The sequence below is a fragment of the Actinoallomurus sp. NBC_01490 genome, assembly GCF_036227085.1.
Classification (GTDB): domain Bacteria; phylum Actinomycetota; class Actinomycetes; order Streptosporangiales; family Streptosporangiaceae; genus Actinoallomurus; species Actinoallomurus oryzae.
This window is the reverse complement of sequence record NZ_CP109433.1, coordinates 8,990,537-9,004,959: the sequence shown is the minus strand read 5'-3', so window position 1 is coordinate 9,004,959 and position 14,423 is coordinate 8,990,537. Positions and strand designations below refer to the sequence as shown.

15 protein-coding genes are annotated in these 14,423 nt (G+C 72.4%); 11 read left to right on the top strand and 4 right to left on the bottom strand.

What is annotated here, in order from left to right; genetic code table 11:
• Nucleotides 1-43: 43 nt before the first annotated feature.
• Complete coding sequence (locus tag OG417_RS41550; protein ID WP_329241075.1) at nucleotides 44-307, top strand: UBP-type zinc finger domain-containing protein; 264 nt, start codon at nucleotides 44-46, stop codon at nucleotides 305-307.
• 92 nt (nucleotides 308-399) lie between these two features.
• Here the strand turns inward: OG417_RS41550 and OG417_RS41545 are convergent, their stop codons facing one another.
• Complete coding sequence (locus tag OG417_RS41545) at nucleotides 400-636, bottom strand: hypothetical protein (protein WP_329241072.1); 237 nt, start codon at nucleotides 634-636, stop codon at nucleotides 400-402.
• On the opposite strand from OG417_RS41545, the gene OG417_RS41540 reads away from it, so the two are divergent.
• The 6 genes from OG417_RS41540 (at nucleotide 614) to OG417_RS41515 (ending at nucleotide 5,639) form a co-directional block, all read left to right on the top strand.
• Nucleotides 614-1,045, top strand: a complete 432-nt coding sequence (locus OG417_RS41540; protein ID WP_329241070.1) for a VanZ family protein — start codon at nucleotides 614-616, stop codon at nucleotides 1,043-1,045. The genes OG417_RS41545 and OG417_RS41540 overlap by 23 nt on opposite strands.
• A 182-nt stretch (nucleotides 1,046-1,227) precedes the next feature.
• Nucleotides 1,228-2,088: an STAS domain-containing protein gene (locus OG417_RS41535; protein ID WP_329241067.1), complete on the top strand. Its 861-nt coding sequence runs from the start codon at nucleotides 1,228-1,230 to the stop codon at nucleotides 2,086-2,088.
• Entirely contained in the window at nucleotides 2,085-2,459 is a 375-nt protein-coding gene (locus OG417_RS41530; RefSeq protein ID WP_329241064.1) for an STAS domain-containing protein, read from the top strand. The genes OG417_RS41535 and OG417_RS41530 overlap by 4 nt, the downstream gene beginning before the upstream one ends.
• A complete protein-coding gene (locus tag OG417_RS41525) occupies nucleotides 2,456-2,884 on the top strand; it encodes an anti-sigma regulatory factor (RefSeq protein WP_329241061.1) in 429 nt (142 codons plus the stop codon). Before OG417_RS41530 ends, OG417_RS41525 begins: the two co-directional genes overlap by 4 nt.
• Complete coding sequence (locus tag OG417_RS41520) at nucleotides 2,881-3,939, top strand: SpoIIE family protein phosphatase (protein ID WP_329241058.1); 1,059 nt, start codon at nucleotides 2,881-2,883, stop codon at nucleotides 3,937-3,939. Before OG417_RS41525 ends, OG417_RS41520 begins: the two co-directional genes overlap by 4 nt.
• On the top strand, nucleotides 3,936-5,639 hold the full coding sequence (locus OG417_RS41515) for a PP2C family protein-serine/threonine phosphatase (RefSeq protein WP_329241054.1): 1,704 nt from the start codon (nucleotides 3,936-3,938) through the stop codon (nucleotides 5,637-5,639). The genes OG417_RS41520 and OG417_RS41515 overlap by 4 nt, the downstream gene beginning before the upstream one ends.
• Nucleotides 5,640-5,676: 37 nt before the next feature.
• On the opposite strand, the gene OG417_RS41510 is transcribed toward OG417_RS41515, so the two are convergent.
• Nucleotides 5,677-6,165: a MarR family winged helix-turn-helix transcriptional regulator gene (locus tag OG417_RS41510; protein WP_329241052.1), complete on the bottom strand. Its 489-nt coding sequence runs from the start codon at nucleotides 6,163-6,165 to the stop codon at nucleotides 5,677-5,679.
• A gap of 111 nt (nucleotides 6,166-6,276) precedes the next feature.
• Between OG417_RS41510 and OG417_RS41505 the strand changes: the two genes are divergently transcribed.
• A complete protein-coding gene (locus OG417_RS41505) occupies nucleotides 6,277-7,446 on the top strand; it encodes a PP2C family protein-serine/threonine phosphatase (RefSeq protein ID WP_329241049.1) in 1,170 nt (389 codons plus the stop codon).
• Between the two features lie 27 nt (nucleotides 7,447-7,473).
• On the opposite strand, the gene glpK (OG417_RS41500) is transcribed toward OG417_RS41505, so the two are convergent.
• Nucleotides 7,474-8,982 carry a glycerol kinase GlpK gene (gene glpK, locus OG417_RS41500; protein WP_329241046.1) on the bottom strand — a complete coding sequence of 503 codons (1,509 nt, stop codon included), beginning with the start codon at nucleotides 8,980-8,982 and terminating at the stop codon, nucleotides 7,474-7,476.
• Between the two features lie 22 nt (nucleotides 8,983-9,004).
• Entirely contained in the window at nucleotides 9,005-9,763 is a 759-nt protein-coding gene (locus OG417_RS41495; protein WP_329241044.1) for an IclR family transcriptional regulator, read from the bottom strand.
• Nucleotides 9,764-10,057: 294 nt separating this feature from the next.
• Here OG417_RS41495 and OG417_RS41490 point away from each other — a divergent pair, with 294 nt between their 5' ends.
• The 3 genes from OG417_RS41490 to OG417_RS41480 all read left to right on the top strand — a co-directional run bounded on the left by OG417_RS41490 (nucleotide 10,058) and on the right by OG417_RS41480 (nucleotide 14,206).
• Complete coding sequence (locus OG417_RS41490) at nucleotides 10,058-10,888, top strand: MIP/aquaporin family protein (RefSeq protein WP_329241041.1); 831 nt, start codon at nucleotides 10,058-10,060, stop codon at nucleotides 10,886-10,888.
• Between the two features lie 30 nt (nucleotides 10,889-10,918).
• Entirely contained in the window at nucleotides 10,919-12,436 is a 1,518-nt protein-coding gene (gene glpK, locus OG417_RS41485; RefSeq protein ID WP_329241038.1) for a glycerol kinase GlpK, read from the top strand.
• A gap of 63 nt (nucleotides 12,437-12,499) precedes the next feature.
• On the top strand, nucleotides 12,500-14,206 hold the full coding sequence (locus tag OG417_RS41480; RefSeq protein ID WP_329241037.1) for a glycerol-3-phosphate dehydrogenase/oxidase: 1,707 nt from the start codon (nucleotides 12,500-12,502) through the stop codon (nucleotides 14,204-14,206).
• The last annotated feature ends 217 nt before the right edge of the window (nucleotides 14,207-14,423 follow it).

Genomic DNA, 14,423 nt, shown 5'->3' with positions numbered 1-14,423 from the left:
GCCGCCGCCCGCCCGGGCGGCCTGAGCATGAGGACGGTCCGCGATGTCCGAGACCTGCCCGCACGTGGTCACCCTGCCCTCCGGCGTGACCCCGTCCACCACGGCCGGCTGCGAGGACTGCCTGCGGACCGGATCCCGCTGGGTACACCTGCGCGAGTGCCTGACCTGCGGGCACGTCGGCTGCTGCGACTCCTCGCCCAACCGGCACGCGCGGGCGCACGCCGGTACGGCCGGTCACCCGGTCGTCCGCTCCTTCGAGCCGGGAGAGGACTGGCGCTGGTGTTTCGTGGACGAGACCTTCGTCTGACCGGCGCGGGCCGTCAGAACGCCACCGGCACGCACGGATCACGCGAAACCGGGGGCGCCTGGGACGGATAGGGCGTCCGGGATTGGGGATTGCTAGGTCGTGTCCACGACGAAGCCATCATCCGCGTCCCGGAAGCCCGCGTCGAAGACGGACTCGTCCCAGAGAGCCAGGCCCCCGGCGAGAAAGACGGCCATGCCGTCCACCGGCAGGCGCCGCGGCGACTCCTCGGCGAAGAAGGCGTCGCCCGCGAAGAAGCCCGGGAAGAGGCCCGGGAAGAAGAACGCCCGATCCTTCTCGTCGTACCTCGTGCGCGGTCTGTGGATCCTCATGGGCCTCGCCGGCGTCGTGGCCTTCGCCTGGGTGATCAGCCGGCTCACGCTCCGGCCGGAGCCGGGCGCCGGCAGGTACGTGCACGACAACACCCACCCCGGGCAGACGCTCCGGCTCTATCTCGACCAGCCGAGCGTCAAGGCCGCGCTGCTGGAGATCGGGGGCAACATCGTGCTGCTCGCGCCGCTCGGCGTGCTGCTGCCGGTCCTGTCCAACCGCTTCCGCGGCCCGCTGCGGATCCTCCTCACGGTCGGGTTCGTCTCGCTCTGCATCGAGACCGTGCAGGGCACGGTGATCGCCGGCCGCGCGTTCGACGCCGACGACGTCATCCTCAACACGTTGGGCGCGGTCGTGGCCTACCTTCTGATCGGCCGGCGCGTCGCACGCTGGGCGCACCGCGCGACCTGACGCGCGTCGTAGGTGGCGATTCGATACGATTGTCGCTTGGCAAGCTTTTGCGTGACCCCGGATGCGGGGCGGCCGTTCCGGGCACGGCCGGCGGGTGACGCCGCCGGTCCGGCACGGCCGGGCCAGGCGGGCGCGGGGGCGCCGGCTCCGTCGGTTCGATCAGGTAACCAGGGAGAATACGGGTGACTTCGGTGGATTCAGACGGCTCTGGGGCCGCGACGGTCGCGCAGGTTCTGGAGACGCGCGGCGAGCAGGTGGCACAGCAGTGGGCGGACCTCCCGCTCTTCCGCAACGTCTACACGACCGGCCGTGACGCGGCCGTGGCGGCGGCGCACCGGCTCGTGCAGGTGCTGGCCGAGGTCGCCCGCCACGAGCGCCTCGACGACACCTCCGCGCCCGGCTTCGAACGCGTCCGGCCGCACCTGGCGCAGATGGTCACGGGGCGCACCCGGTCCGGCGCCACCCTCCAGCAGATCACCGCCGAGGTCGCCGACCTCAAGCGTCCCGTGCTCGAGATCGTCGCCCGCGAGCCGGGCGGCGCCGACGGCGCGGTGCCGCTGGCGACGGTGGAGCTCATGGGCACGCTGCGGGTCGTGGTGATGGAGATCGCGCTGAGCGAGGGCGCCGAGATCATCGACCGGCAGCGCCAGCAGCTCCTCGAACTCTCCACCCCGGTCATCAAGCTGTGGGACCGGGTGGTCGCCGTGCCGCTGATCGGCACCCTCGACAGCGCCCGCACGCAGGTGGTGATGGAGACGCTGCTGCAGGCCATCGTCGACCAGAACGCCGACATGGCGATCCTCGACATCACGGGCGTGCCGATGGTCGACACCGTCGTCGCGCAGTACCTGCTCAAGACCGCGATGGCGGTGCGCCTCATGGGCGCCGAGTGCGTCATCAGCGGTATCCGGCCGCAGATCGCGCAGACCATCGTGCAGCTGGGCATCGACCTGGGTGACATCTCCACGCGGGCGACGCTGGCCGACGCCCTGGGGTGGGCGCTGGAGAAGGCGGGCGTCTCCGTCGTCGTGGGGCAGGGGTGACCGCGGAGGCGGGCGCGGGGCGCGTCTCGGTCCTGCGCATGGGCGAGATCCTCATCGCCGCCATCCAACAGGAGCTGACCGACGAGTCCGCGCTCGCGCTCCAGAGCGACCTCACCGAGATGGCCGCCGCCGGCGCCCGCGGTGTGGTCATCGAGATCTCCGGAGTGGAGATCGTCGACTCCTTCCTCGCACGTGTCCTGTCGGAGATCGCGGCGGCGACGAACATGCTCGCGGGCCGTACGGTGGTGGCGGGGATGCGTCCCTCCGTGGCCATTACGCTGGTGGAGATGGGGCTCAGCCTGCGCGGGCTGGAGACCGCGCGCTCGCTGGAAGACGCGATGGCGCTGTTCCAGGGACAGGCCGGTCGATGAGCCTGGACGAGGTGACAAGGCTGGAGATCGGCAGTGACGTGCAGATCGCCGGGGCACGTCAGGCCGTACGCGAGGCGGCGGTCGCCGCGGGCTTCAGCCTGGTCGAACAGACGAAGATCGTCACGGCCGCGAGCGAGCTCGCCCGCAACACGCTCGTGCACGGCGGTGGCGGCCACATGGAGCTCACCGTGGTGGAGAACTCCGGCGGCCGTGCCATCCGGCTGACCTTCACCGACGACGGACCGGGCATCGCCGACGTGGACGCCGCGCTGTCCGACGGCTACAGCACCGGCAACGGCCTGGGCCTGGGCCTGGGCGGCGCGCGCCGCCTGGTACAGGAGTTCACGATCGACAGCAGGCCCGGCGGCGGCACGACCGTGACCGCGGTCGCCTGGTCGCGTACGGCCCAGAGGGTGCCGCGATGAGCGAACGCATGACCGGACGGGTGATGGTCACCGAGGCGTGGGACGTCGCCGTGACCGACGACAGCCAGGTGCACGGCGCCGCCGCCGCGGCCTCGGCCGCCGCGCTGGCCGCCGGCCTGGACCCGAACGACCTCGCCACCTGCGAACTGCTCGCCACCGAGCTGGCCACCAACCTCGTGCGCCACGCCGTGGACGGACGGCTGCTCGTCAACGTCTTCGGCCGGGGCGCGGTGCAGCTCGTCGCCGTCGACCGCGGCCCCGGCATCCCCGACGTGGCCGCCTCGCTGACCGACGGCTTCACCACGAGCTCATCGCTGGGAGCCGGGCTCGGAGCGTGCCGGCGCGGGGCGGCGCAGTTCGACCTCTACAGCCGGGTCGGACAGGGCACCGTCGCGCTGGCGCGCGTCGGCCCGGCCGCGGCGCAACCCGCCGGATCGGTCGAGGTCGGCGGCCTCATCTCTCCGCACCCGGACGAGTCGGCGGTCGGCGACGGCTTCGGGCTGGCCTGGGACGGCGACCGCATGACCGTCGGCGTCGTCGACGGCCTGGGCCACGGCGTCAAGGCGGCAGAGGCGCGGAGCGCGGCGCTGGACCTGCTCGAACGGCAACCCGCCCTCGACTCCGCCGGCCTGCTCAGCGAGATCGACCTCGGCCTGCGGGTCACCCGTGGCGCCGCCGCGGCGATCGCCCAGATCGACGGCTGGTCGCGCCGGCTGAGCTTCGCCGGCATGGGAAACGTCACGGGGCGGCTGTTCCGGCCCGGCACCGATCAGGCGCTCGTCTCACGGCCCGGCATCCTCGGCGCCGGCCACGGTCCCCAGGTCGCCACCCGCACCCGGTCGCACAGCGTCGTCTCGGCGGACTGGCGGGCGCCCGCCGTTCTCATCCTGCACACCGACGGCATCACGAGCCGGTGGAACCTCGCCGACTATCCGCGTGCCGACCACCATCATCCGGCGATCCTCGCGGCCCTGATCTGGCGTGACGCCCTGCGCGGCAACGACGACGCCACGGTTGTCGTCGTCCGCACGGCACCGGAGAATGGGTCTCGATGAGCCAGCGGATCCACCATGGGCCGGTCACCGACCCGGCGGCCGCCCTGACGGCCGTCGCGGAGGCGATGAGCCGGTTCGGCGTCGCCGCCGACGCGAGGCCCGGATTCCTCGCGACGGTCGCGCGGGCGGTGCGCGACCATCACCCCGGCGGCCGGCTGACGCTGACCGTCGGTGAGTCGTACCTGCGGGCGACGGTGGGCGGCGGCGGGGGAGCGGACCGCACGGCCACGGCGCCGATCGCCGCCGACGGCGGGGCCGGACGCCAGGACGACGCCGACGGTGACGGCACCGCGCTGCTCGACCTCATCATCGAACAGCACGAGGCCCTCGGCTGGCACCGGCAGGAGCTGGAGCAGACCAACCAGGGCGTGCTCGCGCTCCACGCCGAGCTGGCCGAGACCACCGAACGGCTCCGCCACGCCGGCGAACAGCAGCGCCGGCTGCTCGACGCCGAGCGCGCGGCCCACGCCGCGGCCGAGGCCTCGCGCGCCCGGCTGGCGTTCCTCGCCCACGCCGGCGCGGTCCTGTCCGAGTCGCTCGACCACGAGCAGATCCTCGGCCGGCTGCGCGGCATCGTCGTCCCGCGCCACGCGTCCGCGATGACCGCGTGGCTGGCTCGCGAGCCCGGACTGCTGGAGCCGCTCCCGCCCACGGCCGGGGCCGAGCGCCCCCCACCGCTGGTGGAGAAGGCCTTCGCCAGCGGCCGGGCCCAGCACGCCACTTGCGCGCCGGGCGACGAGCCGGCCGCCGCGGGTGTCGACACCACCTTCGACCGGCAGCAGCTCCTCGCCATCCCGCTGATCTCGCGCGGCGTGACGCTCGGCGTGCTGGCCGCCGAGCCCCCGGAGGACTCCTTCGGCGCCGAAGACGTCGTGGTCTTCGGCGAGCTGGCCCGGCTCGCCGCCGCCGCCACCGACAACGCCCTGCGCTACGAACGCGAGCGTGACGTCGCCGAGATCCTCCAGCGCGCCATGCTCACCGACCTGCCGGCGGCCGGGCGGCTCCGGTTCACCGCCCGCTACCTGCCCGCGGAGGCGGGTCTGAACGTCGGCGGCGACTGGTACGACGCCTTCGAGCGCCCGGACGGCGACATCGTGGCCGGGGTCGGCGACGTCACGGGCCACGGCCTGCAGGCCGCCGCCCTCATGGGGCAGCTGCGCACCACGCTGCGCGCGTACGCCGTCGACGCCGGCGGGCCCGGTGAGGTGCTCACCCGCATGCACCGCATGCTGTCGCACCTGCAACCGGACGACCTGGCCACCGCGGTGCTCGTCCAGGTGTCGCCCGACGGCCTGCTGCGCTGGTCCAACGCCGGGCACCCGCCGCCCCTGGTCCGCGCGCCCGACGGCACGGTCACCGTGCTGGAGGGCCACGACTTCCTGCTCGGCATGCCGCTGGAGGGCGCCGACCTGCGGGAGTTCGGCATCCGGCCCGAGCCCGGCTCGATCGTGCTGTTCTACACCGACGGCCTCATCGAGCGGCGCGGCGTGCCCCTCGGCGACGGCATCGACCGGCTTTCGCGCGCCCTCGGCCGGGCGGACGGCGATCTGGACGCCGTCGCCGACAGCGTCCTGTCCGAGATGCTGCACGACAGCGTGCGCGAGGACGACACCTGCCTGCTGATGTTCCGGATCGGACCGCGGCCGGAGGACCCCCGCCGCGAGACGGAGAACGAGGACGCGGTGACCGACGATCCTTGAGCGACGGTGCCCGAGGCGGTCGGTCGGGCCGGCGCGGTCAGGCGGGCATCGAGAAGGACTGCTCCGAGCCGGGCGTGCCGGGCCGCGACCGCGCGCCGGCGGCGTTCTGGAACTCGGTGAGGCCGGTGAGCAGCGCCTGGCGGGCGCCCACGGGCATCTGCGCGAGGACCTTGGTGATCTGATCCTGCCGCTCGCGGCGTACGCGCTCGAGGAGCGCCTCGCCGTCGGGGCTCAGCCGGATCGCGATCTCGCGCCGGGACTGCTGGCCGGACTCACGTACAATCAGCCCGGCGGCCTCCAGGCGGTCACACAGCCTGCTGGCCGACGACAGGAGCGCACCGAGCTCGTTCGCCAGGCCACTGAGATTGATGGCCCCGTTCTGCTCCACGACGAAGAGAACACGCAGCTGGGTCGCTGGCACCGGCACCCCGGGCGCGTTCTGCGGACCGGTCCAGATCCGGACGAGCGCCTCGGCCGCAAGATCGATCGCAGCAGCGCTTTGTGACAGCTGCGATGAATCACCCACATCCGCCACCATACCCCGCCTGTCACCCATCGCGCGTGTGCAGTCACTCCTCATGCGCCGCACGAGACACCTGCCCCCGCGCGCGTGCGCCCGACCGACCGAGACGAGATCATGTCCGAAGACCAGCTGAGCACCGTCGAACGCGCCATCTGGGAGGCGCTGCCACACGCCTTGGCGGGGACCGTGGCGACCGTGGTCGAACAGGCCTACGGAGCGGCCTCCGTGGACCTGCTCCTCGCGGACTACCGGCTCGACTTCCTCGTCCCCGTGGTCTCCGGGCGGCCGGCGTTCCCCATGGACGGCACGTCGGCCGGGCGCGCGTTCGCCGCGCAGGAGCCGGTGACTTCCAAGTCCGAGGACGGCGGCGCCTGGGAGGTCCATCTGCCGCTTGCGGTGTGGGGCGACCGCAGCGGCGTCCTCACGGTCGCCCTGCCGGGCGAACCGGACGCCGCGACGCGCGAGGAGCTGCGCGCGGTCGCCGGCGTGGTGGCCCGCGCGCTGAAGATCGCCGACGCGGGCACCGACGTCTTCCGGCGTGCCCGGCGGCGCACCCGGCTCACCCTCGCCGCGGAGATCCAGTGGGAGCTGCTGCCCGGACGTTCGTGCGTGACCGACGAATACCATCTCGCCGGGCAGCTCGAGCCCGCCTACGCGATCTGGGGCGACAACTTCGACTGGTCGACCGCGGCCGAGCACCTGACCGTGTCCGTGACCAACGGCATGGGACGGGGCGCGGAGGCGGCGCTGCTGACGCAGCTGGCCGTCGGCGCCCTGCGCAACGCCCGCCGGTCCGGGGCCGACCTCGTCGACCAGGCGACGCTCGCCAACGAGACGATCTTCAACCAGCACCACGGGCGGCGTCACGTCTCCACGCTCCTGCTGCGGTTCGACGTGGCGACGGGCCGGGTCGGCGCCGTCGACGCCGGGTCACCGAAGATCTTCCGGATGCGGAACGGCACGGTCGAGCCGGTCGGGCTGGAGGCGCAGCTTCCCCTCGGCATGTTCGACGACACGCGCTACACCGAGCAGGAGTTCGCCATCGAGAGCGGCGACCGCCTCGTCATCTTCAGCGACGGCTTCCACACCGCCCGCTCGCCGCGCGGTGAGGCGTACGGGGCCTCGGCGCTGGCCGCCGCGCTGCGCCAGACACAGCTGCAGAGCCCGTCGGAGGCGGTGCGCACGCTCACCCGCGGCCTGCTCGACTACCACCGCGGGGCCGAACTCGCCGACGACGCGGTCGTGCTCTGCCTCGACTGGAAGGGCCGGGCCGCCGGCCGGTGACCGAGAGCGCCGGCGTCCGCGACCCCGTCAGCTCTCCGGCTTGATCCAGTCGAAGGTGCGTTCCACGGCCCGGTGCCAGTTGTCGTACTCCACCTCGCGGCGCGCGGGGTCCATCGCCGGGAGCCACTGGGCGGCACGGTGCCAGTTGCGCCGCAGCCCCTCCAGGTCGGGCCAGTAGCCGACCGCGAGCCCGGCGGCGTACGCGGCGCCGAGCGAGACGGTCTCGGCGGCCATCGGCCGGATCACCGGCACGTTGAGGACGTCGGAGATGAACTGCATGAGCAGGTTGTCGGCGGTCATGCCGCCGTCCACCTTGAGCGCCTTGAGCGCCAGGCCGGAGTCGGCGTTCATCGCGTCGACCACCTCGCGGGTCTGCCAGCCGGTGGCCTCCAGCACCGCCCGGGCCAGGTGTCCCTTGGTGATGTAGGAGGTCAGGCCGACGATGATGCCGCGGGCCTCGCTGCGCCAGTACGGCGTGAACAGCCCGGAGAAGGCGGGCACGATGTAGCAGCCGCCGTTGTCGTCCACCGTGCGCGCGAGCGTCTCGATCTCCGGGGCGCTGCCGATGATGCCGAGCCCGTCGCGGAACCACTGCACGAGCGCGCCGGTGATCGCGATGGACCCCTCGAGCGCGTAGACGGCCGGCTCCGAGCCGATCTGGTACCCCACCGTCGTGAGCAGGCCGTGCGCCGAGCGGACCGGCTCGTTGCCGGTGTTGAGCAGCAGGAACGCGCCCGTGCCGTACGTGCACTTGGCCTCGCCGGGGGCGAAGCAGGTCTGCCCGAACAGCGCCGCCTGCTGGTCGCCGAGCGCGGCGGCGATGCGCACGCCGGGCAGCACACGCCGCGCCGGGCCGTACGTCTCGGTCGAGGGTCGGATCCGCGGCAGCATCGCCCGCGGCACGCCGAAGAAGTCCAGCAGCTCGTCGTCCCAGTCGAGCGTCGTGAGGTTCATCAGGAGCGTACGGCTCGCGTTGGTGACGTCGGTGACGTGCAGGCCGCCGTCGGGACCGCCGGTGAGGTTCCAGATCAGCCAGCTCTCCATCGTCCCGAAGAACACGTCGCCGCGTTCGGCGCGTTCGCGCAGGCCGGGGCGGTTGTCGAGCATCCAGCGGATGCGCGGGGCGGAGAAGTAGGTCGCCAGGGGCAGCCCGCAGCGCTCGCGGACGATGTCGGCCCGCGGGTGCGCGGCCAGCTCGTCGACGAGGCGGTCGGTGCGCGTGTCCTGCCACACGATCGCGTGGCCGATCGGCCGGCCGGTGTGCCGGTCCCACATCACCGTGGTCTCGCGCTGGTTGGCGATGCCCAGGGCGGCGACCTGGTCGGGGGTCGCCCCCGCCTGCGCGACCGCCTCCGGGGCGATCCGTTCGAGGTTGCGCCAGATCTCCATCGCGTCGTGCTCGACCCAGCCGGGCCGGGGAAAGTGCTGCTTGTGCTCGCGCTGCGTCACCGACACCAGGCGCCCGCCGTGGTCGAAGAGGATGCATCGCGTGGACGTCGTACCCTGGTCGACCGCCATCACGTAGCGCTCTACCATCGCGTCCCCACCTCCACGGGCCTCACCAGCGGGAGGCCCCGAGATCTCGGGAGACCGCGCGCGCGGCGTCGCGTACGCCGGTCACCAGCGTCGGTTTCGGCCGTCCCCCGGGGCCACAGATCCGTTCGACCGCGCCGGTGATGCCCATGGCGCCGACGACCAGGCCTCCCTGACCTCGGATGGGAGCGGCGACGCCCGCCTCCCCGACCGTCATCTCCTCGACTTCGGCGGCCCATCCCATGTCACGGACCTCGGCCAGCATGCGGGCGAGCTCGCGGGGAACGGTCGTGGTACGCCGGGTGAACGGTTCGAGCTCGCCGTGCAGTGCGGCAGCCGCCCCGTAGGCCAGCAGCACCTTGCCCAGCGCCGTCGCGTGGGCGGGCAGGAGCGCGCCGACGTCGAGGGTCTGCAGGGTGTCGTCGGGCCGGAAGACGTGGTGGACGACGAGCACCTTGCCGTCGAGCGGCGTGCCGATGCGCACGGCCTCGCCGCTGCGCGCCGCGAGCGCGTCCGCCCAGTTGATCGCGCGGGACCGCAGCTCGTTCACATCGAGGTAGCTCGTGCCCAGGTGCAGCAGCGCGGCGCCGAGCCGGTACTTGCCGGTCTCCTCGTCCTGCTCGACGAAGCCGACGCCCTGAAGGGTGCGCAGGATGCCGTGAGCGGTGCCGCGGGCCAGGCCGAGCGAGCCCGCGATCTCACTCACCCCGAGCCGGCCGGAGCCGCGCGCGAGCAGGCGGAGGATCGCCGCCGCGCGCTCTATCGACTGAACCGGACCGGGCACGAGGCGGATGATACGCCATGTCGTCACTTATTCGACAATGTCGACATTGTCCAGGCTCTGTAATCGCTCGAACGCCCCTCGTAGTGACCCACGTCACCCCGAAACACCCTCGGAGATCGTCCGGAGCTGGCAACGCAGGGCGCCGTTCGACAATGTCGGCACATGTCTGTTGACCCTCCGCCTGCTCCGACTTACCGTCCGGTCAGCCGTGAGAGGCGCGGTCCCGTCCGGGGCCGCCCTCCACGCACGGGGCCTCATGACGCCCGGACCGGGTGTCGTATTCAAGGAGGAGACGTGGCAGAGCGACTGAAGAATCATGGGCTGGCCGGTGAGCTGGCCGCGGAGTTCGCAGGGACGCTGATTCTCATCTTGTTCGGGGTCGGCGTCGTCGCGCAGGTCGTGGCCACCACCGGCCTGGGCGATCACAACAGCATCGCGTGGGCGTGGGGGCTCGGCGTCACGTTCGGCGTGTACGTCGCGGCGCGGATCAGCGGCGCCCACCTGAATCCCGCCGTCACCGTCGCGCTGGCCGTGTTCCAGGGCTTCTCCTGGCGCAAGGTGGTGCCCTACTCGATCGCCCAGTTCCTGGGGGCCTTCGTGGCCGCGCTCATCGTGCGGTGGAACTACACCGAGGTGCTCGCCAAGTTCGACCCGGGGCACACGATCAAGAGCCAGTTCGTCTTCTCCACCCTGCCGGGCAACGGCGCGCTTCCCGTGCACACCTGGGGCGCCTTCCGTGACCAGGTGATCGGCACCGCGATCCTGCTGTTCCTGATCCTCGCCGTGACCGACCTGCGCAACACCGCGCCCGCCGCCAACCTGGCACCGTTCATCATCGGCCTGATCGTGGTGGCGATCGGCATGGCCTTCGGCACGGACGCGGGCTACGCGATCAACCCGGCGCGTGACTTCGGACCGCGGCTGGCCTCGTTCTTCACCGGGTACGGCGGCGCGTTCCGCGACCAGTACGGCGACCTGTACTTCTGGGTGCCCATCGTCGGCCCGATCATCGGCGCCGTGGTCGGCGCGGGCCTGTACAAGGTGCTGGTCGGGCGGTTCCTTCCCGCCGAGGGTCCGGAGGAGCCCGGGCGTACCCCGAACGACCCGGAACTCGAGCACGCCTGAGTTCCCCCAGCAGAAGAAAGGCGACCTTCCATGGCCGACTTCGTCGGAGCCGTTGACCAGGGCACCACGAGCACGCGTTTCATGATCTTCGATCACTCGGGCAACGAGGTGGGCAAGCACCAGCTCGAGCACGAGCAGATCCTGCCCCAGCCGGGCTGGGTGGAGCACAACCCCGTCGAGATCTGGGAGCGCACCCGCTCGGTGATCGAGACCGCGCTCCACAAGACCGACCTCACCGCCGCCGACCTGGCCGCGGTCGGCATCACCAACCAGCGCGAGACCGCCGTCGTGTGGAACCGCCGCACCGGGCGTCCCTACTACAACGCGATCGTCTGGCAGGACACCCGTACGGACCGCATCGCCTCCGCGCTCGACCGCGACGGCCGGGGCGACGTCATCCGCACCAAGGCCGGGCTCCCGCCGGCCACGTACTTCTCCGGCGGCAAGATCCAGTGGATCCTGGAGAACGTCGACGGCGTACGCGAGGCGGCCGAGGCCGGCGACGCGATCTTCGGCAACACCGACACGTGGCTGCTGTGGAACCTCACCGGCGGGGTGAACGGCGGCGTGCACGTCACCGACCCGACCAACGCCAGCCGCACGATGCTGATGAACCTGGAGACGCTCGACTGGGACGACGAACTCCTGTCGTTCTTCGGCGTCCCGCGCTCGATGCTGCCGGAGATCAAGCCGTCGTCCAACCCGGACTTCTACGGCAAGACCCTGGCGAACGGCCCGTTCGGCGGCGAGGTGCCGCTGTCCGGCGACCTCGGCGACCAGCAGGCGGCGACGGTCGGGCAGGTCTGCTTCGGCGTCGGCGAGGCCAAGAACACCTACGGCACCGGCAACTTCCTGCTGCTCAACACCGGCAACGAGCTGGTGCGCTCCAAGAGCGGGCTGCTGACCACGGTCTGCTACCAGTTCGGTGGCGACGCCCCGGTCTACGCCCTGGAGGGCTCGATCGCGGTGACCGGGTCGGCGGTGCAGTGGCTGCGCGACCAGCTCGGGATCATCTCCGGCGCCTCGCAGAGCGAGACGCTCGCCCGGCAGGTCGAGGACAACGGCGGCGTCTACTTCGTGCCCGCGTTCTCCGGCCTGTTCGCCCCGTACTGGCGGTCCGACGCCCGCGGCGCCATCGTCGGCCTGTCCCGCTACAACACCAACGCGCACCTGGCGCGGGCCACGCTCGAGTCGATCTGCTACCAGACCCGCGACGTCGTCGAGGCGATGCGGCAGGACTCCGGCGTCTCCCTCGACGTGCTGCGCGTCGACGGCGGCGTGACCGCGAACGAGCTGTGCATGGAGCTGCAGGCCGACATCCTCGGCGTGCCGGTGTCCAAGCCGGTGGTCGCCGAGACCACGGCGCTCGGCGCGGCGTACGCGGCGGGCCTGGCGACCGGGTTCTGGCGCGACACCGAAGAGCTCAAGCAGAACTGGAACGAGGACAGGCGCTGGGAGCCGCGGTGGAGCGACGACCAGCGCGCCGCCGGCTACGCCGGGTGGAAGAAGGCGGTCGACCGCACCCTCGACTGGGTCGACGTGGACTGAACCGTTCGGGGCGGGGCGCCGCGTGGCGCCCCGCTTTTCAAAACCGACTTGAGGAGCCCGACGATGAAACCCGCATCCCTGGGACCGGCGGATCGCGCACGCGCCGTGCGCGAGCTGGCGGACCAAGAGTTCGACGTGCTGGTCGTGGGCGGCGGCGTGGTGGGCGCGGGCGCAGCGCTCGACGCCGTGTCGCGCGGCCTGTCCGTGGCGCTGGTCGAGGCCGCGGACTGGGCGGCCGGCACCTCCAGCCGCTCCAGCAAACTGATCCACGGTGGCCTGCGCTATCTGGAGCAGCGCGACTTCCATCTCGTACGCGAGGCGCTTCGGGAGCGCGCCCTGCTGCTGACGAGGATCGCGCCCCACCTCGTCCACCCCGTGCCGTTCCTGTACCCGCTCAAGCACCGGATGTGGGAGCGGTTCTACGTCGGCGCGGGCATCGGGCTGTACGACACGATGGGCGGCGCCGGGGCGGTGCCCCGCCACCGCCACCTGAGCCACCGCCACGCCCTGCGGGTGGCGCCGGCGCTGCGCGGCGACGCGTTCGTCGGCGCGATCCAGTACTTCGACGCCCAGGTCGACGACGCACGCTTCACCATGACCCTGGCGCGTACGGCCGCCGGCTACGGCGCCACGGTGGTGACCCGGGCCAAGGCCGTCGGCTTCCTGCGGGAGGCGGACCGCGTCGTCGGCGCGCGAGTCCACGACCTGGAGAACGACCAGGAGATCCAGGTCCGGGCCCGGCACGTCATCAACGCGACCGGCGTCTGGACCGACGAGGCGGGCCGGCTGGCGAACGCCCGCGGCGGTCCCGCGGTGAAGGCCTCCAAGGGCGTCCACTTCCTGGTGCCACGCGACCGGATCCGGCTGGACACCGGCCTGATCCTGCGCACCGAGAAGAGCGTGCTGTTCGTGATCCCGTGGGGCCGCCACTGGATCATCGGGACCACCGACACCGCCTGGGACCTGGACAAGGACGAGCCGGCCGCGAGCCAGGCCGACGTCGACTACCTGCTCGACCACGTCAACGCCGTGCTGCGGACCCCGCTGAGCCCCGACGACATCGAGGCGGTGTACGCCGGGTTGCGCCCGCTGCTGTCCGGCGGCGCGGACGACACGGCCAAGCTGTCCCGCGAGCACAGCGTCGCCCAGCCGGTGCCCGGCCTCACCGTGATCGCCGGCGGCAAGTTCACCACCTACCGGGTGATGGCCGAGGACGCGGTCGACGCCGCGGCCGAGGATCTGCCCACCACCGTGCCCTCCTCCGTGACGGGCCGCGTACCGCTCACCGGCGCGGTCGGGTACGAGGTGCTGTGGAACGAACGCCACCGGCTCGCCCGGCGCAGCGGCCTGCACGTCGCCCGCATCGAGCACCTGCTGAACCGGTACGGCTCGTGCGTTCACGAGATTCTGGAGCTGATCGAGCGGGAACCGTCGCTCGGCGAGCCGATCACCGCTGCCCGGGACTATCTGAAGGCCGAGGCCGTGTACGCGGCGTCACACGAGGGCGCCCTGCACCTGGAGGACGTGCTCCGGCGGCGGACCCGGGCCGCGATCGAGGAGTGGGACCAGGGCACCGCCGCCGCGCCGGAGATCGCCGGGCTCATCGCGCCGGTCCTCGGCTGGGACGACGAGACGGTGAAACGCGAGACGGACCACTACCTGCGGCAGGTCGAGGCGGAGAGACGCGCACGCCGGGAGGCGGACGACGCCGCCGCGGCGGCCGCCCGCCGCGAGGTTCCCGGCCTGTTCACCGAGCGGGCCGCCTCCTGATCAAGACGGAGAGCCGTACCGCATGAAGTCGGCGCCTTCTGACCCGAGGGGCGCCTGCCCCGGGACCGCCGGGGCGGTCGGACGGCGCTCCGCACATGGCCGTCCCGGGGCCGGTGATCCGGCCCCGGGACGGCGGACCGGAGCGTGAGGGCCGTGGTCCGAGGTGAGGCGGCGGTCATGGATCGGTACCGGTGGGGGGTTGGGGGCCTCGCGCTGG